This window comes from Streptomyces sp. NPDC006335 (genome assembly GCF_040612795.1).
Classification (GTDB): Bacteria; Actinomycetota; Actinomycetes; order Streptomycetales; family Streptomycetaceae; genus Streptomyces.
On sequence record NZ_JBEXQX010000003.1, the window covers coordinates 570699 to 595505 of the forward strand.

The window sequence follows — 24807 nt, forward strand, 5'->3', positions numbered from 1 at the left end:
CAGCTCCCCCGGGTCAGCACCAGCAGATACAGGGCGATGACGACGCCCGCGGCCAGCAGCGCGGCCAGCCCCCGTCCGACGGCTCGCAGGGCCTTCATGACAGCCTCCTCGACCAGACGCCGCGCCGGATGGTCAGCAGCGAGTACGGCAGCAGCCAGGACAGCACCACCGACGACAACAGGCTCATCAGCGGCCGGTACCGCCAGCGCGTGGAGCGGGGGTTGTCCGCCTTGAAGGCCAGACCCCACACCACGCCCTTGAGGAGGACGCCCCCCAAGTACAGCCCGGTCAGGAACCACAGCCCGTGGTACGGCGCCCACACCAGGTGGCGTACGGCCATCAGCGGAGCGCACAGCACCCACAGGACGTGCCCGTAGAAGAGCACCGCCGGGCCGAGTCCGCGCCGCCACATGAAGGTGCCGGTGAAGAACAGGTTGCGGATGAAGCTCTTCTTCCAGCGCACCTGTTGACGCATGAAAGGCCTGAACCTGGCCGGCACGGTCGTCCATACCTTCGCGGACTGCACATAGCCGATGCGCCACGGCAGTTCCGGGTGGTCCCGTTCGGTGACGAAAGGAGAATCGGCGTACTGCGCCTTCAGTTTCCGCCCCTTCCATTTCTGGCCCAGGACGTATCCGGTGAGCTGCCGGTCGGTGGCGAACCGGAATTCACCGCCGAGGAAACGGTCGCCGGCCCAGGCGGGCAGGTAGTTGAGAATGGCGTCCCGGCGGAACACGGCGAGCGGCCCGGACACGCACGAGACGGACCCGAAGGTCGCCTCCGCGGCCTTGGCGACCCGGAACTGCCCCTCGTACCAGACGTCCTGCGCCTTGGACAGCACGCTCTCGTCGGCGTTCAGCGCCCGCGCGTGGCCGCTGACCGCGCCCAGCTCCCGGTGCGCCGTCAGCGCGGTCACGCACCGCCGGAGCGCGTCGGGGGCGAGCACGCAGTCGGAGTCGGTGAAGGCGATGACGTCCCCGTCCGCGAGCGCGGCGGCCCGGACCAGGGCGTGCTTCTTGCCCACGTTGCGGTCCAGGTACAGCACCCGCACGGACAGTTCGCGCGCCAGGCGCCGCAGCACCGCCCGGGTGCCGTCGGTGGAGGCGTCGTCGACCACCACGATCTGCAGGTCCGGGTAGTCGCTCCCGGCCATCGACCGCACGCACGCCTCGATGCCGTCCTCCTCGTCCTTCACCGCCACCAGGAAGCTCACCCGGGGCCGGGCGGGCAGCTCGGGGAAGCGGTCCAGGTGACGCGGGCGCCCGCGCAGGGTCCGCCGGGACGGGTCGTCGTAGCGGCTGTAGGCGATGAACAGCATGGAGACCGTCACCGTCAGCACCAGGAAGCCGTACCCGAGGACCAGAGGGGCCTGCACCAGCCGGGGCGCCTCGTGGGCCAGGATCAGCAGCAGCGGCAGCAGCAGGATCACCACGAGCAGGCGGCGCGCGGAGTGCCGTACCCCCGGGTCCATGCGGTCGGTCAGCGCGGTGAGGCGGGCCCGGCCGGGCCGCGGCGCGCCGCGCTGGCCGGGCACGAACGGGGAGGGCTCGGGCCCGCCGGGAGGGGCGGGCCGCTCGGCCTGGACGCTCATACCACCGCCCGGTGCTTGAAGTCCTGAAGCCGGTACGTGGTGTCCAGGACCGGCAGGTCGTCCCCGATCCACGACAGGTCCTGGCGCGGGTGCACGCAGTGGACCAGCACCAGGTCCCAGTCCCGCTCGCCGGGCTCGGGCTCGGACAGCAGCAGCCGCCCGCCCACGGACACCGACGGGATGAGCGGATCGGTGTACGCCACCTCGGCGCCGGCCTCGCCGAGCGCGGCCATGATCTCCAGGGACGGCGACTCCCGCAGATCGGCCACCCCCGACTTGTACGCCACCCCGACCACCAGTACCCGGGCCGCGCGCAGCGGTACGCCCCCGTCGGCGAGGACGTCCCGGGCGCGCTGCACGACCGCGTGCGGCCGGGTGGCGATCGCGGTCATCGCCGTGTCGATCAGCGGCGAGGCGACCCGCTTCTCGCGCAGTTGCCACAGCAGGTAGTGCGGATCGCAGGGGATGCAGTGCCCGCCCACTCCGGGGCCGGGGAAGAACGGCATGAACCCGTACGGCTTGGTGGCCGCCGCCTGGATGACCTCCAGGGCCTCCAGGCCCAGCTCCCCGCAGATGGTGGCGAACTCGTTGGCCAGGGCGATGTTGACCGCGCGGAAGGTGTTCTCCAGCAGCTTGGTCATCTCGGCGGCCTCGGGCGAGAGCACCTCGTGCACCTCGGCGCCGGTGCGCCGCAGCACGTCGGCGGCGCGCCGGGTGCACTCCGGACTCACCCCTCCGACCACCCGCGGGGTCGTGCTCTGGGTGTGCTCGGTGCTGCCCGGGTCGATGCGCTCCGGGGCGTAGGCCACGCTCACGTCCTCGGGCACCCGCAGCCCGCGCTCGGCCAGCGGGCCGAGGAGCAGGTCCCGGGTGGTGCCGACGTAGCTGGTCGAGGTCAGCACGATGGTCTGCCCGGGAACCGCCTGGGCCGCGGCGGTGGCGCAGGCGCCGGACAGGGCCCGCAGGTCGGGCACCAGATGGTCGTCGACCGGAGTCGGGACGCAGATCAGGACCGTCTCGGCGGCGCGCAGGGCCGCGGGGTCCGTGGTCAGGACGAACCGGTCGGCACCCGGGCCGTCACCGGTGTGCAGGCGCAGCCTGCGGTGGTCCTCGGGGACCAGGTCGACGTGGTGGGCGCGGACGGCGTCCAGCCGGGCGGCGTCCACGTCGAGGCCTATGACCGTGAGACCAGACTCCAGCAGGGCGAGAGCCGTGGGCAGCCCGACATAGCCCAGTCCGATGATGCCGACGACGGGCGGAGTGGAAAAGGACAAGGAAATCCCCCCTGAAAATGCCGCGCGCGGGCGGCAGAAAAGGATTGCGCGAGGGCGCGCACCGAGCCTCATTCCCCTGTTTCCCCGAGGCTTTTTCCGGTGTTCACGCCAAGACCGCCGGCCTCCCCAGGCCCGCGGATTTCGTTTCCGACGATCCGAGAGCCTGCCATGCCGTCGGACCGCGGGAGAGATTTTCGGTGAAGATCACGGAGGAGCTGGGTCATCCTTGGCGAAGAGTTCGAAAAGAAACCTTTCCTCGAACGCGAAAAAGGGGCCGGTACCGGGTTTTCCGGTACCGGCCCCTTGACGCGTACGTCAGGAGTGCTCCTTGAGCGCCTGCTCGATGGTGCGCATGACCTCGTCCAGCGGGGCGTCGGTGCGGGCGACCGCGACCAGGACCTCGCCGTGGGTGGAGACCGTCGCGTCGGCCGGCGGCTGAGCGGTCGTGGTGCGGCCCGCGCCGATCCCCGTCCCGAAGGTCTTCCGCACGATCGCGAAGGCGTGGTCCAACTGCGCCTCGACGTCCCCCTGCCCGCCGGCCCGCAGCCACCGCCGCAGCACGTGGTTGTGCGCGGTGACCACGGCCGACGCGGCGACCTCCGCCAGCAGGGGGTCGTCGTTGGCGTCGTCGTCATGTGCGTGCTCGTCGAAGTGTCCGAGCAGATACCGGGTGAACAGCCGCTCGTAGCGGGCCACCGAGGCGATCTCCGCCTCCCGCAGCGTCGGCACCTCGCGCGTCAGCTTGTAGCGGGCGACCGAGATCTCCGGCCGGGCCGCGTACATCCTCATGACTTCCTTGATGCCGCGGCACACCGTGTCGAGCGGGTGCTCGTGCGCGGGGGCCGCGTTCAGCACGGCCTCCGCCCGGATCAGGGTGTCGTCGTGGTCGGGGAAGATCGCCTCTTCCTTGGAGCGGAAGTGGCGGAAGAAGGTGCGGCGGGCGACGCCGGCCGCGGCCGCGATCTCGTCGACGGTCGTCGCCTCGTACCCCTTGGTGGAGAACAACTCCATCGCGGCGGCGGCCAGTTCTCGACGCATCTTGAGCCGCTGGGCGGCCGCGCGACTGCCCGCGGCACTCTCCGGCGCGTCGGACGTGGCTGGTGTACGGGACGACTTGGCGGGCTGGGACATGACCCGAACGTACTGCATGTGCGCAGGTTGGTGCGCGTGTCCGGGTTTTGTCCCGTCCGGGACCCGCGGGGCGCCGCCGGGTCCCGGGGGCGGGTGAGGACCGCCCGGACCGAGCAGTCCGCCCCAGTCCTCACCGCCCGTGAACCAGTCGCCGGCGTGCTCAGCGGCGGGCATGTTCGCGGAAGCCTCGGCCGGTCTTGCGGCCGAGGCAGCCCGCGGCCACCAGGTGCTCCAGGAGCGGGGCCGGAGCCAGACCCGGGTCGCGGAACTCGCGGTGCAGGACCTTCTCGATCGCCAGCGAGACGTCCAGGCCGACGACGTCAAGGAGCTCGAAGGGGCCCATCGGGTAGCCGCCGCCCAGCTTCATCGCCGCGTCGATGTCGTCGAGGGACGCGTAGTGCTCCTGCACCATCTTGATCGCGTTGTTGAGGTACGGGAACAGCAGGGCGTTCACGATGAAGCCCGCGCGGTCACCGCAGTCGACCGCGTGCTTCTTGATCCGGACGCAGACCTCGCGGACCGTCGCGTGGACGTCCTCGCCCGTCAGGACCGTGCGGACGACCTCGACCAGCTTCATCGCCGGCGCCGGGTTGAAGAAGTGCATGCCGATCACGTCCTGCGGGCGCGAGGTGGCGCGGGCGCAGGCGACGACGGGCAGTGAGGAGGTCGTGGTGGCCAGGACCGCGCCCGGCTTGCAGACCTTGTCCAGCGCCTGGAAGAGCTGCTGCTTGATCTCCAGGTCCTCGGCGACGGCCTCGACGGCCAGGTCGACGTCCGCGAACGCCTCGTAGGAGCCCGCCGCGGTGATCCGGTCCAGGGCCTGCGCGGCCGCCTCGGCGGTCATCCGGCCCTTGTCGACAGAGCGTGAAAGGGACTTGCCGATACGGGCCTTCGCGGTCTGCGCCTTCTCCTCGCTGCGGGCGGCGAGCACGACCTCGTACCCGGCCTTTGCGAAGACCTCCGCGATACCGGACGCCATGGTGCCGGAGCCCGCGACACCGACGGAGCGGACCTCGCGGCCGGGGACCTGGGTGGCGCTCTGCGCGGGAGTCAGCGCGTCCCGCACGACCGTCGCGCTGCCGGCGGCCTCGTAGGTGTAGAAGCCGCGGCCCGACTTACGGCCGGTCAGACCCGCCTCGCTGAGCTGCTTGAGGATCGGGGCGGGGGCGTGCAGCCGGTCGTGGGACTCGGCGTACATGGCCTCCAGGACCGTGCGCGCGGTGTCGACGCCGATCAGGTCGAGCAGGGCGAGGGGGCCCATCGGCAGGCCGCAGCCGAGCCGCATCGCCGCGTCGATGTCCTCACGGGAGGCGTACTTCGCCTCGTACATCGCGGCCGCCTGGTTGAGGTAGCCGAACAGCAGTCCGTCGGCGACGAAACCGGGCCGGTCGCCGACCGCGACGGGCTCCTTGCCGAGGTCGAGGGCGAGGTCGGTGACCGCCGCGACGGCCGCCGGGGCGGTGAGCACCGAGGAGACGACCTCGACCAGCTTCATCGCCGGCGCCGGGTTGAAGAAGTGCAGGCCCAGCACCCGCTCCGGGCGGGCCGAGTCGGCGGCCAGACGGGTCACGGACAGGGCGTTGGTACCGGTCGCGAGGATCGTCTCGGGCCGCACGATCCCGTCCAGCTCGCGGAAGATCTGGTGCTTGATCTCGTACGACTCCGGAGCCACCTCGATGACGAGGTCGGCGTCGGCCGCCGCGCGCAGGTCGGTGGAGGTGCGGACGCGGGCGAGGACGTCCGCGCGCTCCTGCTCGGTGAGCCGGCCGCGCTCCACGGCACGGGCGCTCGTGGTCTCCAGGACGGCGACGGCCTGGGCGGCCTGCGCCTCGCTGATGTCGATGCCGACGACCTCGCGGCCGGCCCTGGCGAGGACCTCGGCGATGCCGGTGCCCATCGTGCCGAGGCCGACGACGGCGATCGTCTTGAGCGGGGACAGAGAGGGGTGGGGCAGGGGAGTGGCCATCGCGGAACTCCAGGAATGAGGGTGACGACTGGGAGCGCGACCCGGTACGCCGAGGGGCGCACCGGGTGCGAGAAGAACTGCTGAGTGCGGGTGTTGCCGGGCTGCGAGCGCACACGCCCGGACCGTCGTCGCGGGCATCGCACATGCCCGGAGAACGGCGGAAACCGACCGGCCCTGTCCCAGGCCGGGTCGTACTGGTGGTACGCGAGGTACCGAACCGACTGCTCTCGCGGTAGCTGCGTCACCAGGCCACCGCAAGGAGTTCCGCGAGTGGGTAACTCGCTCGTCTGAGCTTAACCGGTGGGTAACGAGCGCGCCAGCCCCCGGATTTGTGATGTACGTCCCGCGCCCCGGGCGGGCCGCCTAACCTCGGGTTCATGGACGAAGAGTTGCGATCGCTCACGGAGCGCTTACGGCAGGAGTCGGGGGCGTCGGCCGCCTTCGACCGTCTGGTGGCGACCGAGGACCCGGACGAGCTGGCCTCTGTACTCACCGAGCCCGGACAGCCTTTGTGGGCCCGGGAACTGGCCGCCTTCCGGCTCGGCCTCGCCGGCGACCGCCGGGCCTTCGAGTCGCTCGTCCTGCTGCTCAACCACCGCGATCCGCCGCGCTGCGCCGCCGCCGCGTACGCCCTCGCCCGGCTCGACGACCCGCGCACGGCCCGCGCGGCCGCCGCCCTCGCCACCAACGAACTGCGGGTCGCCTACGCCCTGCACCCGGTCCGGCTGCTGGCCCAACTGCGCGCCCCCGAGTCCGTACCCGCCCTCATCACCACGCTGGAGCGCCGACTGCGCCCGCACGACCCCTACCGCCGCGTGGCACTGGCCTGCGTGGAGGGCCTCGGCACCCTGGCCGACGCCCGCGCCAGACCCGTACTGAACGAAGCCCTCGCCCATCCGTCGCTGGCCGAGGCGGCGGTGCACGCGCTGGCGCGGATTCCGAGGCAGCGGTGAGGGGGCGGCCGGGGGGTGCTGAGGGCCGGGTGTGGAGGGGGCGGTGTCGGATGGCGCGCCGCCGGGTGGACCGGGGCTTGGAGCTGGGCGGTGCGCGGAGGGTGCTGGTGGCGGTCGTGGCTTGCAGGTCCGGAGAGGTGAGAGCGCGGTCGGCGGGTGGGCGCCGGTCGGGAAGTCGATGCAGGGCGTGAAGCCGGTGCTCTTGCACACCTCGACCAACTGGCCGCGGCAGCGGCGGACGACGAGCGGGCGGGCCCCGACCCACGGCCCGTCCCCACGGCGCCGGCGGACGGCCTTCAGGCGTTGAGTGCCCGCACGTACCGCACCTCCGGGACCGGGACGCCGTCCACCTCGTAGGGATCCTCGGCACCGTCGGGCCGGAAGCCATGGCGTTCGTAGAAGCGTCGGGCGCGGGTGTTGCCCTTGACGACCCAGAGGAGCATGCGGGGGTGGCCGGCGGTCGTGCAGCGGCGTACGGACTCCTGGAGCAGGGCGTGTCCGAGACCGCTGCCGTACCGCCGCGCGTCCACGTAGATCGCGTACAACTCGGCGTCCTGGGTGCGGATCTCGCCGTCGCGGTAGGGGCCGTGGCAGGCCCAGCCGAGGATCTCGCCGTCCCGCTCGGCGACCAGGTCCACCACGCTGCCGCCCTGTCCGAACCGGGCTCGGCGGCGCTCGGCGTCCTCCGTCACGCTGAGCGCGTCGAGGAACGGCTGGGGCATGAGGCCCCGGTACGCGCTCTGCCAGCCCCGGATCCGGATCTCGGAGACGCGGTCGCAGTCGGCGAGGGTCATCTCGCGGATGAGGAGAGGGTCGTTCATGGCGGCACCCTAGACAGCCGCCGCCCGCGCCGGCCTCCGATTTACTCGCGCAGCACAGCGAGCGCCTCGATCTCCATCAGGAACTCCGGCCGCACCAGCGCCGCCACCTGTACGGCCGAGGCCGCCGGCAGTCGGTCGTCGGGTATGTGCTCGGCGCGTGCCGCGCGGATCGCCGGCATATGGGCCATGTCCGTGACGAAGTAGGTGAGCTTGACGACCTCGTCGAAGGTCGCCCCGGCGGCGGCCAGGCAGCGGCGGAGGTTCTCGAAGACCTGGCGGGCCTGGGCGGCGGGATCGCCGTCGCCGATGAGCCTGCCGTCCTCGTCGAGGGGGACCTGGCCCGAGACCGCCACGAAACGGCCGCGGCCCAGCACCACATGGGAGTACTGGGCCGCGGGGGCGACCCCGGCGGGGGCGGGAATCCTGGTCAGCTCACTCATGCGTCCATGGTGGACCACGGCACTGACAACGCCCGTCCCCGACGGAGTGTCAGGCGCTCAGCCGCGGGCGCCGAGCAGCCCGTGCAGGGCCGCGCCGCGCGAGGACGTCGACGCCGCCTTGGAGGCCAGGGGCTTCGGATCGGGCAGTGCCGCGCACACCGCGTCGGCCTCGCCACCGCCGCGCGGCACCTTGCCGTCGGTCAGATACGCGGTCAGGTACTTGTCCAGGCACGTGTTCCCGCTCAGCGTGATGCCGTGGTTCCCGCCGCCCCGCTCGACGACGAGACTGGAGTCCGCCAGCAGCCGGTGGACCGTGACACCGCCCTGGTACGGGGTCGCCGCGTCGTTGGTCGCCTGGAAGAGCAGCGCCGGCGGCAGCTTGCCGTTGGCGACGTTCACCGGGCTCAGCGACCGCGTGGGCCAGAACGCGCACGGCGCGTTGTACCAGGCGTTGTTCCAGGTCATGAACGGGGCCTGCTCGTACACGTCCCAGTTGTCCTTCTGCCACTGGCGCCAGTCGCGCGGCCAGGAGGCGTCACGGCACTGCACCGAGGTGTAGACGCTGTAGCCGTTGTCCCCGGACGCGTCGACGGCGCCGAAGTTCTCGTACGCCTCGACCAGCGGATCGGCGTTCTTCTTGTTCACGTACGCCGCGAACGCCTCGGCCAGGTAGGGCCAGTAGCCGTTGTAGTAGCCGCCCGGGATGAAGGTGTCCTCCAGTTCGGAGGCGCCGACCTTGCCGTCCGCGGGCTTCTTGGCGAGGGCCGCCCGCATCGCGTACCACTTGGCCTCGATCCTCTCCGGATCGGTGCCGAGCCTGTACGTCGCGTCGTACTTGGCGATCCAGGCCATCAGCGCCCGGTGCCGGTCGTTGAAGGCGTGGTCCTGGGCGAGGTTGTCGTCGTACCAGACGCCGGTCGGGTCCACGATCGAGTCCAGGACCAGGCGGCGTACCTGGTGCGGGAAGAGCTTGGCGTAGACCGCGCCCAGATAGGTGCCGTAGGAGTAACCGAAGTAGTTGATCCGCTGGGCGCCGAGGGCCCGGCGGATCGCGTCCATGTCCCGCACGGCGCTGATGGTGTCGATGTGCGGCAGCACGCTCGCGTACTTGCGGCCGCAGGCGGCGGCGAAGGACTTGGCGCGTTCGAGGTTCGCCTTCTCGATCGCGGGGCTGCTCGGCACGGAGTCCGGGCGTACCGGGTCGAAGTGGCCCGGCTTGCAGTTGAGGGCGGGCGTGCTCCTGCCCACCCCGCGCGGGTCGAAGCCGATGACGTCGTACTGGGCCGCGACGGCCTTGGGCAGGCCGGAGGCGATGAACCCGGCGAAGGTCAGACCGCTGCCACCGGGGCCGCCGGGGTTGACCAGCAGCGGGCCCTGGAACGTCTTGGCGGTGTGCGGGACACGGGACAGTGCGAGGGTGATCTGCCGCCCGCGCGGGTTCGCGTGGTCGAGCGGCACCTTGAGGGACGCGCACTGAAGCGTCGGGTAGTCGGCGGTGCCGCACTTCTTCCAGGTGAGTCGGGCGGCGGATGCGGTGGGTACGGACTGCGGGGCGCTGGCGTCGGCGGGGACGGCGGTGAAGGTCCCGGCCACGACGACCGCGGCACCGCACAGCACGGCTGCGCGCTTTCTCATGGGGTCCTCCCAGGACGGAGGTGGCGGACCGCGAGGGCCACGGTCCACGCGGCATCGTCCCGGAAAGCACGCCCGGAAGAACGTGTTCTGACAATACTTGACCCGATTGGTCAGTCCGATGCGCTCGAACGCTCTCAGATCAACGTGAGTTGTACCGGTTCGGACACCGGCTCGACCTCGGGCTCCGGCTCCCGGATCCGCCGACGCGTCCCCGCGCCCGCGGGACCGATGCCGTACTCCTGGGCCAGTTCATGGACCTGACGGGTGATCCGGCGCTGGTACCACTTGGGAGCGTAGGCGCCGTCCGCGTAGAGCCGCTCGTAACGGCGTACCAGATACGGGTGCTCGCGGTGCAGCCAGGCCATGAACCACTCGCGGGCGCCCGGCCGCAGATGCAGCACCAGCGGGGTGACCGAGGTGGCCCCGGCGGCGGCGATCGCGCGCACGGTCGCCCGCAACTGCGCGGGGCTGTCGCTCAGGAACGGGATCACCGGCGCCATCAGCACCCCGCACCCGATGCCGTGCTCGCCCAGCGTCCGTACGACGTCCAGACGCCGCTCCGGAGCGGGCGTGCCCGGCTCCACGGTGCGCCACAGGTCGGGGTCGGTGAAGCCGACCGAGACCGAGACGCCGATGTCCGTCACCGAGGCGGCCTGCCGGAGCAGGTCGAGGTCGCGCAGGATCAGCGTGCCCTTGGTCAGGATCGAGAAGGGGTTCGCGTGGTCGCGCAGGGCGGCGAGGATGCCCGGCATCAGCTTGTAGCGGCCCTCCGCGCGCTGGTAGCAGTCGACGTTGGTGCCCATCGCTATGTGGTCGCCGCCCCAGCGGTGCGAACCGAGCTGGCGGCGCAGCAGCTCGGGGGCGTTCACCTTGACGACGATCTGGGAGTCGAAGCCGAGACCGGTGTCCAGGTCGAGATAACTGTGGGTCTTGCGGGCGAAGCAGTACACGCACGCGTGGGAGCAACCTCGGTAGGGGTTCACCGTCCACTCGAAGGGCATGCGGGAGGCGCCCGGCACCCGGTTGATGATCGAGCGGGCCCGGATCTCGTGGAACGTGATCCCGGCGAACTCGGGCGTGTCGAAGGTACGGCTGACCACCGCGTCGGCGCCGAAGAGAGCGGCGTCGGCCCGCCCGTGTTCCGCGGACTCGGTGAGGTTCTCCCAGCGCATGAGGCCTCCTCGGTAGCACTGCCCTTCGAGTGAAACACTTGTTCGATTTTCTGCGCAACCCCGATTTGGGCGGCCACGGGCGGGGGTGGTTGGCTTGCCCCAAGCCCGAGAACTTGAAGTCCTGGAGGAAGTCGATGGCGCAGGTCGAGGCCACTACGGAGCGGATCGTCGCGGCGGACGCGGATGAGGTGTTCGACGCCGTCGCCGACTACACCGGCACGCGCGGCAAGGTGCTCCCGGAGCAGTTCAGCGAGTACGAGGTGCGCGAGGGCGGCGACGGCGAGGGCACCCTCGTCCACTGGAAGCTCCAGGCCACCAGCAAGCGGATCCGTGACTGCCTCCTGGAGGTCACCGAGCCCACCGACGGCGAGCTCGTCGAGAAGGACCGCAACTCCTCCATGGTCACCACCTGGCGGGTCACCCCGGCCGGCGAGGGCAAGTCCCGTGTCGTCGTGACCACCGTCTGGCAGGGTGCCGGCGGCATCGGCGGCTTCTTCGAGAAGACCTTCGCCCCCAAGGGCCTCGGCCGGATCTACGACTCCCTCCTGGACCGGCTCGCCGCCGAGGTCGAGAAGTAAGTCCCCGGCACCCGGCGGACGTTGCCGCCGGTCACCGGATCGAGTGGATCTCCGTACGGCCCACCGGGGTGCCGTAACTCGTCGCGCTTGCTCGTAGTTGTCGCCTTATGCGTGGAAATGCGGGGCAGGCGCGGCGAGGGGAGCGGGACGTGGGCGTGACGACGGCGACGGCGACTGCGGCGCACGAGGAACCGGTCGAAGCGCCACCGGAGGCCCCCGCCCCGACCGTCGAACTCGGCCCGCGCCGGGTGCGGTTGATCTTCTTCGGGCTGATGCTCGCACTGCTCCTCGCCGCGCTGGAGCAGATGATCGTCGCCACCGCGCTCCCGAAGATCGTCGGTGAGCTGCACGGCCTGGACCGGATGTCCTGGGCGATCACCGCCTACCTGCTCACCGCCACGATCGGACTGCCGGTCTACGGCAAGCTCGGCGACCTGCTCGGCCGCAAGGGCGTCTTCCAGTTCGCGATCGTCGTCTTCGTGGCCGGCTCCGCGCTCGCCGGACGGGCCGCGACCATGGATCAGTTGATCGCCTTCCGCGCGGTCCAGGGCGTCGGCGCGGGCGGCCTCATGACCGGTGTGCAGGCGATCATCGCCGACATCGTGCCGCCCCGGCGGCGCGGCCGCTTCATGGGCCTGATCGGCGCCGCCTTCGGGCTCGCCTCCGTCGCCGGCCCGCTGCTCGGCGGCTGGTTCACCGACCACCTCTCCTGGCGGTGGTGCTTCTATGTCAACGTGCCCTTCGGGCTGCTGACCCTGGCCGTCGTCACCGCGGTGCTCAAGCTTCCGAAGCCGCGGGTCAGGCCCCGGTTCGACGTCCTCGGTGCCCTGCTGCTCGCCGCGGCCTCCACCTGCCTGGTGCTGCTGACCAGTTGGGGCGGCACCGAGTACGCCTGGGACTCGCGGACGATCCTCGGCCTCGCGGTCGGAGCGGCGGTCTCCACCGTCCTCTTCCTGGTCGCCGAGCACGTCGCCGCCGAACCCCTCATCCCGCTGCGGCTGTTCAGGGACTCCGTCTTCAACGTCACCGGCCTGGTGGGCCTGGTGATCGGAGTCGCGCTCTTCGGGGCGGCGAGCTATCTGCCGACCTTCCTCCAGATGGTTGACGGCGCGAGCGCCACCGAGTCGGGGCTGCTGATGCTGCCCATGATGGCCGGGATCGTCGGCGCCTCCGTCGTCTCCGGACAACTCGTCAGCCACACCGGCCGCTACCGGATCTGGCCCCTTCTCGGCACCGCCCTCTCCGTCGTCGGCATGTGGCTGCTGTCCCGGCTCGAAGCCGACACCCCTCGGCTGCACTACAGCATCTGGATGGCTGTGCTCGGCGCCGGGATCGGCATGGTGATGCCGGTGCTGATCCTCGCCGTGCAGAACTCCGTCCGCCCCGCGGACCTCGGCACCGCCACCAGCGCCAACAACTACTTCCGGCAGATCGGCGGCAGCGTCGGAGCGGCGATCTTCGGCACCCTGTTCGCCGACCGGCTCGCGGACTCGCTGGAACGGCGGCTCCCCGGCGGGCAAGGGCTGCCCGACCCGGAGTCCCTCACCCCGCAGCTCGTCCACGCTCTGCCCCCGGCGCTCCGCGACGGCTACGTCCGGGCCTACGCCGACGCCATGCCGAGGATCTTCCTCTACCTCGTGCCGGTGCTCGTCCTCGGTCTGCTCATCGCCTTCTTCCTCAAGGAGAAACCGCTGGTGTCCCACCACACCGCCGACCCGGAGACCGCCCCCGTCCCGCAGGTCCCCATCCCACCGCGCCCGCCGCACGCCACCGCGATCCCCGTGCGCGGCACCGTGCAGCACTCCGACGGGACCGCGGTGCCGCGGGCCGCCCTCACCCTCATCGACATGGCCGGAGCGCAGGTCGGGCGCGCTTTCGGCGGCGAGGACGGGCGGTACGCGCTGTCGACGCCGGGAGCCGGGTCGTACGTCCTCATCGCCGCCGCGAGCGGCCACCAGCCGCAGGCCGTGTCCGTGACGGTCGGCGAGCACCCCGTCACGCTGGACCTCGTCCTCGGCGGCCCCGGACGGCTCGCGGGCCGGGTGCGGACCGCCGACGGCACACCGGTACCGGACGCCGCCGTCACCCTCACCGACGCGCACGGCGAGGTCGTGGCCACCACCCGCAGCGGGCAGGACGGCACCTACGTCGTCACCGAACTGGTCGCGGGGGAGTACACCCTCGCGGCCGGGGCGCCCGCGTTCCGTCCCGCCGCCCTGCCGGTCACCGTCCGGGCCTCCCGGGAATCGCGTCAGGACGTCGAACTGACGGGCGGCGCGATGCTGCGCGGTACCGTGCGGGCCGGTGGCGGTCGATCCGTGCAGGACGCGCGCGTGACGCTCCTGGACGGCGCCGGAAACGTGGTGGACAGCCTCACGACCGGCCCCGACGGCACCTTCCGATTCGGCGACCTGTCCGGCGGCGAGTACACCGTCATCGCCACCGGCTACCCGCCGGTCGCCGCCGTGCTCCAGGTGGCCGGAGGCGGCCGCACGGAGCGGGATCTCCAGCTGGGGCACGACGACTGACGGAGCGTCAGCGCCGGGCGCACGCCGGGGTGGTCCGGTCCGGGCCAATTCCCGCATTGCCGCACACTGTGACCGACCGGCGCCGTACGGTGGAGCAGGCGGCACAGATCTTGCGGAGAGAGGGCCTGGGCCATGGACCGTGGCACCGAGAGGGGCACACCTCCCAGCCGCGGAGCTGGGAACGGCGCGGCGGACGGACCCGCCGCGGCCGGACGGGTCCCGCTGGCCGTGGTGGTCGTGGACCGCGACGGCCTGGTCTCCCACTGGAGCCGCGGCGCGAGCCGGCTGTTCGGCGCCGGAAAGGAAGACGCCATCGGGCGCTCGGCGGCCGATCTGCTGCCCGTCTCCGGAGCCCTTCCCGACGAGGTGAACGCCCCGCCCCACGGCGGGTACGCGGCCTACGACGGGCTCGGACCCGACCTGGAGTCCTCCCTCGACAGCGGTCTGTCCTACCCGGCCGCCGGCCGCGCCCGCCTCACCGTGCCCGGCGCGGACCGGGTCGACGTCCTGTGGTGGGCCTACCCACTGGTGGGCCCAGGCAGCGAGCGTCTGCTGGTGCTGGCCGCCGACGCCGGTGCACTCCACCGGGATCTCGACCTGGACGGGGGCGGTGCGGCCGTCGAGCGGATCGCGCCCGCCTTCGCCCTGCACACCGACTTCCCCGGAGCCGACGAACTCGCCCGCCGGCTCCCCGAGATCCTGCCCAGCATGAGCGTCGGCGAAAGCGCCCGCATCGTCGCGCAGATCCTCGAACTGGGCTATCCCATCCTGGAGTTCAGCCAGAACGACCGGGTGCCCGTCACCCCCGACTGGGGCGTGCCCCGGCGCGCCGAGCGCAAGGCCCGCCGCGAGCGGGCGGCCCGGGCGGCCGCCGAGGGCCTGCCACTGCCGCAGGACGAGCCGGACGAGGGCGAGGACCTCGAGTACGTCGCCGTGCGCGAGCGGCTGGAGTTCCTCAACGAGGTCAGTGGGAAGATCGGCACCTCCCTCGACCTGTCCCGGACCATCGTCGAGGTCAGCAGGGCCGTCGTGCCCCGCTTCACCGACGTCGCCGGCACCTATCTGCGCGAACAGGTCGTCGCCGGCGAGGGGTTCCCCGACGGCGTGCCGGACACCACCACCATGTGGCACCGGGTGGCCCTGGAACACACCGACGAACCGGGCCGCTGGGACGACGTGGTGCCGGTCGGCGAGGCCATGCCGTTCCCCGCGCACACCCCGTTCTTCCAGTGCATGACCACGGGCGAGCCCGTCCTCGTGCCCCGCATCAGCGAACAGATGGGGCACGCGATCGCCTCGCAGTTCGAGAAGCGGGACATCAGGCCGCTGATCACCGGCCGCTCCATGCTCGTCGTACCGCTGAAGGCCCGCAACGTCGTCCTCGGGTTCATGATCCTGCTCCGGCACCCCGAGCGCGTCGAGTTCAACGACATGGACCGGGTCACCGGCGCCGAACTCGCCGCCCGCGCGGGCCTCGTGCTGGACAACGCGCGCATGTACACCTTCCAGGAGTCCGTCGCCGAGACCCTCCAGGACAGCATGCTCCCGCACATCCCGCCGCGCATGGCGGGCTGCGACATCGCCACCCGCTATCTGCCGGGCACGCTCCTCGGACGCGTGGGCGGCGACTGGTTCGACTCCGTGAAGCTGCCCGGCGCACGCACCGCCCTGGTCGTCGGGGACGTCATGGGGCACGGGCTCAACTCGGCCGCCATGATGGGCCAGTTGCGGACGGCCGTACAGACCATGGCCGCGCTCGACCTGCCGCCGGCCCAACTGCTGCGCAACCTCGACGACCTCGCCCAACGGCTCGGCGACACCTACCTCGCGACCTGCCTCTACGCCGTCTACGACCCGATCGCGGGCGAACTCCACCTCGCCAACGCGGGACACATCCCGCCGGTGATCGTGCGGGCCGAGGACGGCCGCAGTGAGCTGCTCGACCTGCCCACGGGCGCGCCCATCGGCGTCGGCGGGGTGCCGTTCGAGGCGGTACGCGTGCGGGTGGAGCCCGGAGACAGGCTGCTGATGTGCACCGACGGCCTCGTGGAGGTGCGGGGCGAGGACATCGGGGTGGGGCTCGCGACGCTCACCGAGTCCGCCGCGCACCCGGCCGCGTCCATGGACGACGCCTGCGACGCGATCATCCGCGCGCTCAACCCGCGGGGCGGACGCAAGGACGACGTGGCGCTGCTCATGGCGCGGCTCAACGGCATCGAGCCGGACGACGTGGCCGAGTGGCGCATCTCCCTCGACCCGGCCGAGGTGGGGCGGGCCCGGGCGGTGGTGCGGGAGCAGCTGCACGACTGGGGGCTGGCGAAGCTGGCCGACGGCGCGGAGCTCATGGTGAGCGAGCTCGTCACCAACGCCGTACGGCACGCGCACAGCCGGCCCGTCGAGCTGCGGCTCGTGCGGGAGGACACCTTGCTGTGCGAGGTGGACGACGACGACCACGAACTGCCGAACCTGCTGAGCGCGGGACCCACCGACGAGCACGGGCGGGGACTGAGGGTGGTGAGCACGCTGGCCCGCGAGTGGGGCGCCAGTCGGACGAAGGCGGGGAAGACCGTCTGGTTCGAACTGACCTTGCCGCGGCGCTGAACCGCCCCTCACGGGGGCGCGTGCGCGTCGAACTGGCAGTGAAGGATCGCGTCATGCGCTTGTCCGCGTGATCTCGGCGCGATACACCGTACTGGCCCGCCGATGTGGTGGGTCTGTGGCGCATCCTGGGGAGTTGGGCATGGGCGTGACTGGTCGGTACCGGGAGTCCTGGGAGGGCTTCTGGCGGGAGGCCCCGGGGCGGCAGGGGGCCGTGTTCTGGGACGCGGAGCCGGTGTTGACCGCCGGAGTCCACCTCGCCCACTTCGAGCCGCTCCTGGTCGATCCCGGGCTCCCCCTCGTGGACCTGGGCTGCGGCAACGGCACCCAGAGCCGCTTCCTCGCCGCCCACTTCACCCAGGTCGTCGGCGTCGACCTGTCCGCCGCCGCCCTCGACCGCGCGCGCGACGCCGACCCCGACGGACAGGTGACCTACCGGCTGCTGGACGCCTCCGACAAGAGCGAACCGCAGAACCTGCACGCCGAACTCGGGGACACCAACGTCTACATGCGGGGCGTGCTGCACCAGGCCGCGCCCGAGGACCGGCAGCAGTTGGTCGACGGGATCGCGACGCTCGTCGGGGAGCGCGGCCGCGCCTTCCTGGTCGAGCTGTCCGAGGCCGCCAAGGCTGTCCTGGTGGGCCTGGCACAGAGCCCCGACGGGCCGCCCGCGAAACTGGCCCCCGTCTTCCGGCACGGCATCGCACCCGGCGAGGTCGCCGACGAGGCGGTGCCCGTGTACCTCGGGGCGGCCGGGCTGACCGTCGTGGCGAGCGGTGAACTACCGCTCGTCACCACCGAGTACCGGTCCGACGGCACCCGGATCGAACTGCCCTCGAAGTGGTGGGTGGTGGGACGCGCCGGCTGACAGTCGGATGGGGCCCGCTTCCCCGGAGGCAGGCCCTAGCGGCGGACCTGGGCGGGCACCCCGTCCGTGACCGGCGAGGCCTTCCGGAACGCCCACTCCATCCTCGGCTCCATCACGCACCGGAAGACCCGCCGCACGGGAGCGGTGCACAGGGCGGTCACCACGACACCGGCGACCAGCGTGACGGCGATCTCGCCGAGCGGGGTGTGCGGCCAGCGGTGGCCGGCCCAGTCGAAGTGGTTGCCGGCCTGCACGACGAAACCGTGCAGCAGATAGCCGTAGAGCGTGCCCGCGCCCAGGGTGGTGAACCACATCCGGCGCCCCGGCACCCAGGACAGGAAGCAGGCGACCAGGACGAGCGAGCAGCCGAAGAGGCCCAGGGTCATCAGCGGGCCGTACCAGTCGGGCACCCCGAAGTGCTCGGCGGCGTCGCGGTGGAAGAACCAGGCGTAGTCCATGCGCGGGACCGCCCAGTACGAGAAGACAAGCGCGCCCGCGGACACCGGTACCGCCAGGAGGCGGACCCGCCACCGCCGTACCAGCGAGAAGTGCTCCGGACGCAGGCACAGGCCGAGCACGAAGTACGGCAGGAACTGCAGGGTCCGCTGGAGGTCGAGGTCGTCGCCGATGGACGGGCTGAGGGTGGCGAGCGCGGCGATCGTCAGGGCGATCGGCAGCGGCCACCGCACGCAGCGCCAGATCGGCGTGGTGAGTCGCCAGATGAACAGCGCGGCCAGGAACCACGTCAGGTACAGCGGGTCGAGCAGGCTGATGGGGCGGTCCGGGACTCCGTCGGACCAGCGGGTGAAAAGGGTGTACGCCGTCTCGAACACGACATACGGGACGACGACCCCGGTGACCAGCCGCTTGATCTTCGCCGGGCTCGCGTCGAACGAGCGGGAGAAGTAGCCCGAGACGATGATGAACGCCGGCATGTGGAAGGCGTAGACGAACGTGTACAGCGCGGTGACGGCACGGCTGTCGGAGCGCAGGGGCTCCCACGCGTGCCCCATCGCCACGAGCACGATCGCCAGGTACTTGGCGTTGTCGAAGAACGCGTCGCGTTGCTTCGTGCGAACAGGCGGGTTCCCCGGCGCGGCGGTCGTCGCCGTCCGTCGTGCCGACCGTACGGGCTGTGCGGTGTCGCTCACGCTTCTCCCTGTCCGTCTCCTGTGGAACCCGCGAGGGAGGATACGCGTCTTCCAGGAGTTGCCTGTGCGCCGGGGGCGAGCGGCATTCGGCTCGACTCAGCACGGGCGGGCGACGTGAACCCCTTCGCCGCGTAACGTGGCGGACCATGAAGATCCTGATCAGCGCCGACATGGAGGGCGCCACCGGCGTGACCTGGCCGGCCGACGTGCTGCCGGGCACAGCGCAGTGGGAGCGGTGCCGGTCGATGTTCACCTCGGACGTGAACGCCGCCGTGCTGGGCTTCTTCGACGGGGGCGCCGACGAGGTGCTCGTCAACGAGGCCCACTGGACCATGCGCAACCTGCTGCTGGAGCGGCTCGACGAGCGCGCGCAGATGCTCACCGGCCGGCACAAGTCGCTGTCCATGGTCGAGGGCGTCCAGCACGGCGACGTCGACGGCATCGCGTTCCTCGGCTACCACGCGGGCGCCGGCCAGGAGGGCGTCCTCGCCCACACCTACCTCGCCAACTCCATCACCGGGGTGTGGCTGAACGACGTCCCCGCCAGCGAGGGGTACCTCAACGCACACGTGGTCGCGGAGTACGGCGTCCCCGTCGTCCTCGTCACCGGAGACGACGTGGCCTGCGAGGACGCCCTCGGGTACGCGCCCGGGGCGCTGAAGGTCGCCGTCAAGGACCACGTCTCGCGGTACGCGGCCGTGTGCCGGACCCCGGCCCGTACCGCCGCCGACATCCGGGCCGCGGCCAAGGAGGCCGCACAGCTGGCGGTTCGTCAGGAACCCGTTCAGGCGGGCCCGTTCACCATCGCCGTGGAGTTCGACGCCGAGCACCTCGCCATGGCCGCCACCGTGGTGCCGGGCGTCGAGCGGATCGGGGCGCGGAGGGTGGCGTACACGAACGAGACCATGTACGCGGGAATCCGTACCTTCAAGGCGGTCACCACCATCGTCTCGGCCGCCGTGGAGGAGCAGTATGGCTGACCAGCAGGCACTGGACGAGGTCGTCCGGTTCACGTCCGACCTCATCCGCATCGACACCACCAACCGGGGCGGCGGCGACTGCCAGGAGCGCCCCGCCGCCGAGTACGCGGCCGAACAGCTGGCCGGGGCGGGCCTGGAGCCCCTGATGCTGGAGCGCACCAAGGGCCGTACGAACGTCGTCGCCCGCGTCGAGGGCACCGACCCGTCGGCGGACGCGCTGCTCGTCCACGGCCATCTGGACGTGGTGCCCGCCGAGGCCGCCGACTGGAGCGTGCACCCGTTCTCCGGGGAGATCCGCGACGGGGTCGTGTGGGGCCGCGGGGCGGTCGACATGAAGAACATGGACGCGATGATCCTGGCCGTCGTGCGGAACTGGGCCCGCCAGGGCGTACGGCCCCGGCGCGACCTCGTGATCGCCTTCACCGCCGACGAGGAGGCCAGTGCCGAGGACGGCTCCGGGTTCCTCGCCGACGAGCACCCGGAGCTCTTCGAGGGCTGCACGGAGGGGGTCAGCGAGTCCGGGGCGTTCACCTTCCACGACGGCGCCGGGCGGCAGATCTACCCGATCGCGGCGGGGGAGCGCGGCACCGGCTGGCTCAAGCTCACCGCCAACGGCCGCGCCGGACACGGCTCCAAGGTCAACAAGGAGAACGCGGTCACCCGGCTCGCCGCCGCCGTGACCCGCATCGGCGAGCACGAGTGGCCGCTCAGGCTGACCCCGACCGTCAGCGCCGCCCTCACCGAACTCGCCGCGCTCTACGGCATCGAGACCGACCTGACCGACGTGGACGCGCTGCTGGAGAAGCTGGGCCCGGCGGCCAAGCTGGTCGAGGCGACCGTCCGCAACAGCGCCAACCCGACCATGCTGGAAGCCGGTTACAAGCTCAACGTGATCCCGGGGGAGGCCGTGGCCTACGTCGACGGCCGCTATCTGGCCGGTGGCGAGGACGAGTTCCGCGCGACCCTCGACCAGCTCACCGGCCCCGACGTGGACTGGGAGTACAGCCACCGCGAGGTCGCCCTCCAGGCGCCGGTGGACTCACCGACGTACGCCCGGATGCGGGCCGCGGTCGAGGAGTTCGCGCCCGAGGGGCACGTGGTGCCGTACTGCATGTCCGGCGGCACGGACGCCAAGCAGTTCTCCCGCCTCGGCATCACCGGGTACGGGTTCGCGCCCCTGAAGCTCCCGGAGGGCTTCGACTACCAGGCCCTCTTCCACGGGGTCGACGAACGCGTCCCCGTCGAGGCACTGCACTTCGGCGTGCGGGTACTCGACCGCTTCCTGAGGACGGCCTGAGCGAGTGGGGGAGAACGTGCAGACGTCGGCATACGGTTCCTGGCCCTCGCCCATCGACGCGGCGCTCGCGGCCGCGCACGACGGGCACCCCGAATGGCTGGGCTTCGTCGGGGACGAGGTGTGGTGGACCGAACCCCGGCCCGCCGAGGGCGGCCGCCGCACCCTGGTGCGCAGGCGCGCCGACGGGACCGAGGAGTCGGTGCTGCCGGCGCCGTGGAACGTGCGCAGCCGGGTCATCGAGTACGGCGGTCACCCCTGGGCCGGCGCGGTGGTGGCCGGCGCACCGCTCGTCGTGTTCGTGCACTTCGCCGACCAGCGGCTGTACCGGTACGAGCCCGGCGGCGAGCCGACGCCTCTCACGCCCGTCTCCCCGGTGGGCGGCGGACTGCGCTGGGCGGAGCCGCAGTTGAGACCCGACCTCGGCGAAGTGTGGTGCGTCCTGGAGGAGTTCACCGGCGACGGGCCCACCGACGTCCGCCGGGTCCTGGCCGCCGTGCCGCTGGACGGCTCGGCCGTGCAGGACCGGGACGCGGTGCGGGAACTCACCGACGACCGCCACCGGTTCGTCACCGGCCCCCGGCTCTCTCCCGACGGCTCGCGCGCCGCCTGGCTCGCCTGGGACCACCCGCGCATGCCCTGGGACGGCACGGAGCTGATCGTCGCCGACGTCCACGAGGGCACGCTCCGGGAGCCCCGCACGGTGGCCGGCGGGCCGGAGGAGTCCATCGCCCAGGCCGACTGGTCGCCCGACGGCCGTCTCCTGTACGTGAGCGACCGCACCGGCTGGTGGAACCTCTACCGCGACGGCGAACAACTCTGCCCGCGCGAGGAGGAGTTCGGCGGCGCCCTGTGGAAGCTCGGGCACCGCTGGTTCGCGCCGCTCGACAGCGGACTGATCGCCGTCGTGCACGGCACCGGCTCGACCGCGCTCGGCATCCTGGACCCGGAGACCGGTGAACTCGTCGACGCGGCAGGCCCCTGGAGCGAGTTCGCGCCCACCCTCGCGGTGCACGGTGAACGGGTCGTCGCGGTCGGCGCCAGCCCGCGTACCGCCTACGAGGTCGTCGAGCTGGACGCGCGCACCGGCCGGGCCCGGGTGATCGGCGCCGAGCACGACGACCCGGTGGACCCCGCGTACTACCCCGAGCCCCTGATCCGGGTGTTCACGGGGCCGGACGGCCGGGACGTCCACGCCCACGTCTATCCGCCCCACCACCCCGAACACTCCGCTCCCGGCGGTGAGTTGCCGCCGTACGTGGTCTGGGCGCACGGCGGGCCGACCGGACACGCCCCCCTCGTCCTCGACCTCTCCATCGCCTACTTCACCTCGCGCGGCATCGGCGTCGCCGAGGTCAACTACGGGGGCTCCACCGGGTACGGGCGGGAGTACCGCAACCGGCTGCGCGAGCAGTGGGGCGTGGTCGACGTCGAGGACTGCGCGGCCGTCGCGCTCGCCCTCGCCGACGAGGGCACCGCCGACCGCGACCGGCTCGCCGTGCGCGGCGGCAGCGCGGGCGGCTGGACCGCCGCCGCCTCGCTCACCGCGACGGACGTCTACGCCTGCGGCACGATCGTCTACCCCATCCTCGACCTGACCGGCTGGGGCACCGGAGAGACCCACGACTTCGAGTCCCAGTACCTGGAGAGCCTGGTCGGACCGCTCGCCGAGGTCCCCGGACGGTACGCGGAACGCTCGCCCGTCGAGCACGCCGACCAGGTCACCGCGCCCTTCCTCCTGCTCCAGGGCCTGGACGACGTGATCTGCCCGCCCGCGCAGTGCGAGCGGTTCCTCGCCCGGATCGCCGGCCGGCAGGTGCCGCACGCCTACCTCGCCTTCGAGGGCGAGGGGCACGGCTTCCGCCGCGCCGACACGATGATCCGCGCACTGGAGGCCGAACTCTCCCTGTACGCCCAGGTGTTCGGGCTGAACCCGCCCGGCGTCCCGACATTGGAGCTCACCAGGTGAAGGAACTCGTACGGCCGCCCAGGCTCGCGCCCGGAGCCCGCGTGGCCGTGGTCGCGCCGAGCGGTCCGATCGTGGAGGAGCGGTTGCAGGCCGGGCTCGACCTCCTGCGCGGTTGGGACCTCGACCCGGTGGTCGCCCCGCATGTCCTCGACACCCACGGCGAGTTGGGCTACCTGGCGGGTTCCGACGCCGACCGTGCCGCCGACCTCCAGCAGGCCTGGTGCGACCCGTCCGTGGACGCGGTGCTGTGCGCCCGGGGCGGCTACGGGGCGCAGCGGGTGATCGACCTGCTCGACTGGGAGGCGATGCGGGCCGCCGGACCCAAGGTCTTCGTGGGCTTCAGCGACGTCACGACGCTGCACCAGGCGTTCGCCACCCGGGCGGGGCTGGTCACGCTGTACGGTCCGGCCGCCGCCGGTGCCGACTTCATCAAGAGCGCCGTCGCGCAGGAGCACCTGAGGGCCACGCTGTTCGCCCCGGAGACGGTCCGCGTCCTGACCTCCCGGGGCAACCCCCTGGTGCCCGGGAGGGCTCGCGGGGTTACTCTGGGCGGCTGTCTCAGCCTGCTCGCCTCCGACCTCGGCACCCGGCACGCCCGCACCGGGGCCCGGGGCGGACTGCTGCTGATCGAGGACGTGGGAGAGCAGGCGTACCGCGTCGACCGCATGCTGACCCAACTCCTGCGCGCGGGCTGGCTGGACGGCGTCAAAGGGATCGCCCTCGGCTCCTGGGCCGGATGCGGCCCGTACGCCCCCCTGCGGGCGGTCCTCGCCGACCGCCTCGGCGGCCTCGGCGTGCCCGTCGTCGAGGAGTTCGGATTCGGCCACTGCGAGGCGGCGCTGACCATGCCGTTCGGAGTGACCGCCGCACTGGACGCGGACGCGGGCACGCTGACCCTCGACGAACCCGCACTGCGCTGACCAGGGCACCGGCTCGGGTCGTAGGCTGGCGGGATGCCGCACACCGCTTCCCGCTATCTCGCCGAAGGCCCCCGCGTGGGGATACGTCACTTCACCTACGAGGACGGCGCCGAGTTCACCGCCCGGGCCCGGGAGAGCAAAGAACTGCACCAGCCGTGGCTCTTCCCGCCGGACAGCGAGAGCGCGTACCTCGCGTACGCCGGCCGGCTGATCGAGGACCCGACCAAGGCCGGATTCCTGGTGTGCGAGAAGGACGGGGAGCGGGGCGCCGGGGCCATCGCCGGGTTCATCAACATCAACAACATCGTCCAGGGCGGCTTCCGGTGCGGGGCCCTCGGCTACGGCGCCTTCGCGCACGCCGCCGGGCGCGGGCTGATGCGTGAGGGGCTGGACCTCGTGATCGACCACGCCTTCGGACCGATGGGGCTGCACCGCCTGGAGATCAACGCGCAGCCCCGCAACACGGCCTCCCTCGCCCTCGCCCGCAGCTGCGGCTTCCGGCTCGAAGGGTTCTCGCCGAAGATGATCTACATCGACGGGGAGTGGCGGGACCACGAGCGCTGGGCGATCACCGCCGAGATGCGGGCTTCCGGTTGATCTTCATGGTGTCGAGGTCCGTGACCGTCGACTTCAGGTCCCGGAAGCCGTAGCCGAGCTCGCGCAGGGCCGTCTCCGCGCGGTCCTCGGCGATCGCGCCCGCCATCTCCTCGCCGTCGGCGGCGTCCGACACCACCACGTACCGCATCGAGAAGTGCTTCAGCGGAGCCGGCTCGTACGACAGCGAGCCCTCCTCCGAGAACCGCATGCTCGCCATGCCGTGGTCCGCCGCCTCGGCGAGCAGCCGGGCCCGGGCCTCGTCGGTGAGCCCCTCCCACGTGCCGCGGACGATCACCCGGTAGGTGTGCTGCTCACTCACTGTCGCTCCCTCGCGTATCCCC

At 72.0% G+C, this 24807-nt stretch carries 20 protein-coding genes; 10 read left to right on the plus strand and 10 right to left on the minus strand.

Annotated elements, in window-relative coordinates:
- Positions 1–94: 94 nt before the first annotated feature.
- The 4 genes from ABZ098_RS13280 to ABZ098_RS13295 form a co-directional block, all read right to left on the minus strand.
- Positions 95–1591: a glycosyltransferase gene (locus ABZ098_RS13280; RefSeq protein ID WP_356590292.1), complete on the minus strand. Its 1497-nt coding sequence runs from the start codon at positions 1589–1591 to the stop codon at positions 95–97.
- Positions 1588–2865: a nucleotide sugar dehydrogenase gene (locus tag ABZ098_RS13285; RefSeq protein ID WP_356590294.1), complete on the minus strand. Its 1278-nt coding sequence runs from the start codon at positions 2863–2865 to the stop codon at positions 1588–1590. The genes ABZ098_RS13280 and ABZ098_RS13285 overlap by 4 nt, the downstream gene beginning before the upstream one ends.
- Positions 2866–3180: 315 nt before the next feature.
- Positions 3181–3996, minus strand: coding sequence for a TetR family transcriptional regulator (locus tag ABZ098_RS13290; protein ID WP_356590540.1), 816 nt, complete (start codon positions 3994–3996; stop codon positions 3181–3183).
- A gap of 160 nt (positions 3997–4156) precedes the next feature.
- Complete coding sequence (locus ABZ098_RS13295) at positions 4157–5962, minus strand: 3-hydroxybutyryl-CoA dehydrogenase (protein WP_356590296.1); 1806 nt, start codon at positions 5960–5962, stop codon at positions 4157–4159.
- 377 nt (positions 5963–6339) lie between these two features.
- Here ABZ098_RS13295 and ABZ098_RS13300 point away from each other — a divergent pair, with 377 nt between their 5' ends.
- Positions 6340–6915 (plus strand): adenylosuccinate lyase, encoded by a 576-nt coding sequence (locus ABZ098_RS13300; RefSeq protein ID WP_356590298.1) that lies wholly within the window; start codon positions 6340–6342, stop codon positions 6913–6915.
- Between the two features lie 296 nt (positions 6916–7211).
- On the opposite strand, the gene ABZ098_RS13305 is transcribed toward ABZ098_RS13300, so the two are convergent.
- From ABZ098_RS13305 to ABZ098_RS13320, 4 genes are all read right to left on the minus strand, one after another.
- Complete coding sequence (locus ABZ098_RS13305; RefSeq protein ID WP_356590300.1) at positions 7212–7736, minus strand: GNAT family N-acetyltransferase; 525 nt, start codon at positions 7734–7736, stop codon at positions 7212–7214.
- A 41-nt stretch (positions 7737–7777) separates the two neighbouring features.
- Complete coding sequence (locus ABZ098_RS13310) at positions 7778–8176, minus strand: RidA family protein (protein WP_356590302.1); 399 nt, start codon at positions 8174–8176, stop codon at positions 7778–7780.
- Between the two features lie 57 nt (positions 8177–8233).
- Entirely contained in the window at positions 8234–9811 is a 1578-nt protein-coding gene (locus ABZ098_RS13315) for an alpha/beta hydrolase (RefSeq protein WP_356590305.1), read from the minus strand.
- A 134-nt stretch (positions 9812–9945) separates the two neighbouring features.
- The gene (locus ABZ098_RS13320) at positions 9946–10983 is read right to left on the minus strand and encodes an Rv2578c family radical SAM protein (RefSeq protein ID WP_356590307.1); all 1038 of its coding nucleotides are present in this window, start codon (positions 10981–10983) and stop codon (positions 9946–9948) included.
- A gap of 134 nt (positions 10984–11117) precedes the next feature.
- Between ABZ098_RS13320 and ABZ098_RS13325 the strand changes: the two genes are divergently transcribed.
- From ABZ098_RS13325 to ABZ098_RS13340, 4 genes are all read left to right on the plus strand, one after another.
- Positions 11118–11561, plus strand: coding sequence for an SRPBCC family protein (locus tag ABZ098_RS13325; protein ID WP_356590309.1), 444 nt, complete (start codon positions 11118–11120; stop codon positions 11559–11561).
- A 149-nt stretch (positions 11562–11710) separates the two neighbouring features.
- Entirely contained in the window at positions 11711–14089 is a 2379-nt protein-coding gene (locus ABZ098_RS13330) for an MFS transporter (protein ID WP_356590311.1), read from the plus strand.
- 132 nt (positions 14090–14221) lie between these two features.
- Positions 14222–16690: a SpoIIE family protein phosphatase gene (locus ABZ098_RS13335; RefSeq protein WP_356590313.1), complete on the plus strand. Its 2469-nt coding sequence runs from the start codon at positions 14222–14224 to the stop codon at positions 16688–16690.
- Positions 16691–16829: 139 nt separating this feature from the next.
- Positions 16830–17555: a class I SAM-dependent methyltransferase gene (locus ABZ098_RS13340; RefSeq protein ID WP_356590315.1), complete on the plus strand. Its 726-nt coding sequence runs from the start codon at positions 16830–16832 to the stop codon at positions 17553–17555.
- 35 nt (positions 17556–17590) lie between these two features.
- On the opposite strand, the gene ABZ098_RS13345 is transcribed toward ABZ098_RS13340, so the two are convergent.
- Positions 17591–18706 (minus strand): acyltransferase family protein, encoded by a 1116-nt coding sequence (locus ABZ098_RS13345; protein WP_356590317.1) that lies wholly within the window; start codon positions 18704–18706, stop codon positions 17591–17593.
- Between the two features lie 146 nt (positions 18707–18852).
- On the opposite strand from ABZ098_RS13345, the gene ABZ098_RS13350 reads away from it, so the two are divergent.
- Genes ABZ098_RS13350 through ABZ098_RS13370 form a run of 5 tightly spaced genes read left to right on the plus strand, consistent with a single transcriptional unit; the run spans position 18853 to position 24466 of the window.
- Positions 18853–19686 carry a M55 family metallopeptidase gene (locus ABZ098_RS13350; protein ID WP_356590319.1) on the plus strand — a complete coding sequence of 278 codons (834 nt, stop codon included), beginning with the start codon at positions 18853–18855 and terminating at the stop codon, positions 19684–19686.
- Positions 19679–20983 (plus strand): M20/M25/M40 family metallo-hydrolase, encoded by a 1305-nt coding sequence (locus tag ABZ098_RS13355; RefSeq protein ID WP_356590321.1) that lies wholly within the window; start codon positions 19679–19681, stop codon positions 20981–20983. The genes ABZ098_RS13350 and ABZ098_RS13355 overlap by 8 nt, the downstream gene beginning before the upstream one ends.
- 16 nt (positions 20984–20999) lie before the next feature.
- Complete coding sequence (locus tag ABZ098_RS13360) at positions 21000–22949, plus strand: prolyl oligopeptidase family serine peptidase (RefSeq protein WP_356590323.1); 1950 nt, start codon at positions 21000–21002, stop codon at positions 22947–22949.
- Complete coding sequence (locus ABZ098_RS13365; RefSeq protein ID WP_356590325.1) at positions 22946–23869, plus strand: LD-carboxypeptidase; 924 nt, start codon at positions 22946–22948, stop codon at positions 23867–23869. The genes ABZ098_RS13360 and ABZ098_RS13365 overlap by 4 nt, the downstream gene beginning before the upstream one ends.
- 33 nt (positions 23870–23902) lie before the next feature.
- Positions 23903–24466: a GNAT family protein gene (locus ABZ098_RS13370; RefSeq protein WP_356590326.1), complete on the plus strand. Its 564-nt coding sequence runs from the start codon at positions 23903–23905 to the stop codon at positions 24464–24466.
- Here the strand turns inward: ABZ098_RS13370 and ABZ098_RS13375 are convergent.
- Entirely contained in the window at positions 24438–24785 is a 348-nt protein-coding gene (locus tag ABZ098_RS13375) for a DUF6204 family protein (RefSeq protein WP_356590328.1), read from the minus strand. The two genes, ABZ098_RS13370 and ABZ098_RS13375, sit on opposite strands and share 29 nt — an antisense overlap.
- Positions 24786–24807: the final 22 nt, after the last annotated feature.

What these genes read in the sequence shown, in the direction of transcription:
- ABZ098_RS13280 (WP_356590292.1), bottom strand. Translation starts at nt 1,591, where the DNA reads ATGAGCGTCCAGGCCGAGCGGCCCGCCCCTCCCGGCGGGCCCGAGCCC.
- ABZ098_RS13290 (WP_356590540.1), bottom strand. Translation starts at nt 3,996, where the DNA reads ATGTCCCAGCCCGCCAAGTCGTCCCGTACACCAGCCACGTCCGACGCG.
- ABZ098_RS13295 (WP_356590296.1), bottom strand. Translation starts at nt 5,962, where the DNA reads ATGGCCACTCCCCTGCCCCACCCCTCTCTGTCCCCGCTCAAGACGATC.
- ABZ098_RS13300 (WP_356590298.1), top strand. Translation starts at nt 6,340, where the DNA reads ATGGACGAAGAGTTGCGATCGCTCACGGAGCGCTTACGGCAGGAGTCG.
- ABZ098_RS13305 (WP_356590300.1), bottom strand. Translation starts at nt 7,736, where the DNA reads ATGAACGACCCTCTCCTCATCCGCGAGATGACCCTCGCCGACTGCGAC.
- ABZ098_RS13310 (WP_356590302.1), bottom strand. Translation starts at nt 8,176, where the DNA reads ATGAGTGAGCTGACCAGGATTCCCGCCCCCGCCGGGGTCGCCCCCGCG.
- ABZ098_RS13315 (WP_356590305.1), bottom strand. Translation starts at nt 9,811, where the DNA reads ATGAGAAAGCGCGCAGCCGTGCTGTGCGGTGCCGCGGTCGTCGTGGCC.
- ABZ098_RS13320 (WP_356590307.1), bottom strand. Translation starts at nt 10,983, where the DNA reads ATGCGCTGGGAGAACCTCACCGAGTCCGCGGAACACGGGCGGGCCGAC.
- ABZ098_RS13325 (WP_356590309.1), top strand. Translation starts at nt 11,118, where the DNA reads ATGGCGCAGGTCGAGGCCACTACGGAGCGGATCGTCGCGGCGGACGCG.
- ABZ098_RS13335 (WP_356590313.1), top strand. Translation starts at nt 14,222, where the DNA reads ATGGACCGTGGCACCGAGAGGGGCACACCTCCCAGCCGCGGAGCTGGG.
- ABZ098_RS13340 (WP_356590315.1), top strand. Translation starts at nt 16,830, where the DNA reads ATGGGCGTGACTGGTCGGTACCGGGAGTCCTGGGAGGGCTTCTGGCGG.
- ABZ098_RS13350 (WP_356590319.1), top strand. Translation starts at nt 18,853, where the DNA reads ATGAAGATCCTGATCAGCGCCGACATGGAGGGCGCCACCGGCGTGACC.
- ABZ098_RS13355 (WP_356590321.1), top strand. Translation starts at nt 19,679, where the DNA reads ATGGCTGACCAGCAGGCACTGGACGAGGTCGTCCGGTTCACGTCCGAC.
- ABZ098_RS13370 (WP_356590326.1), top strand. Translation starts at nt 23,903, where the DNA reads ATGCCGCACACCGCTTCCCGCTATCTCGCCGAAGGCCCCCGCGTGGGG.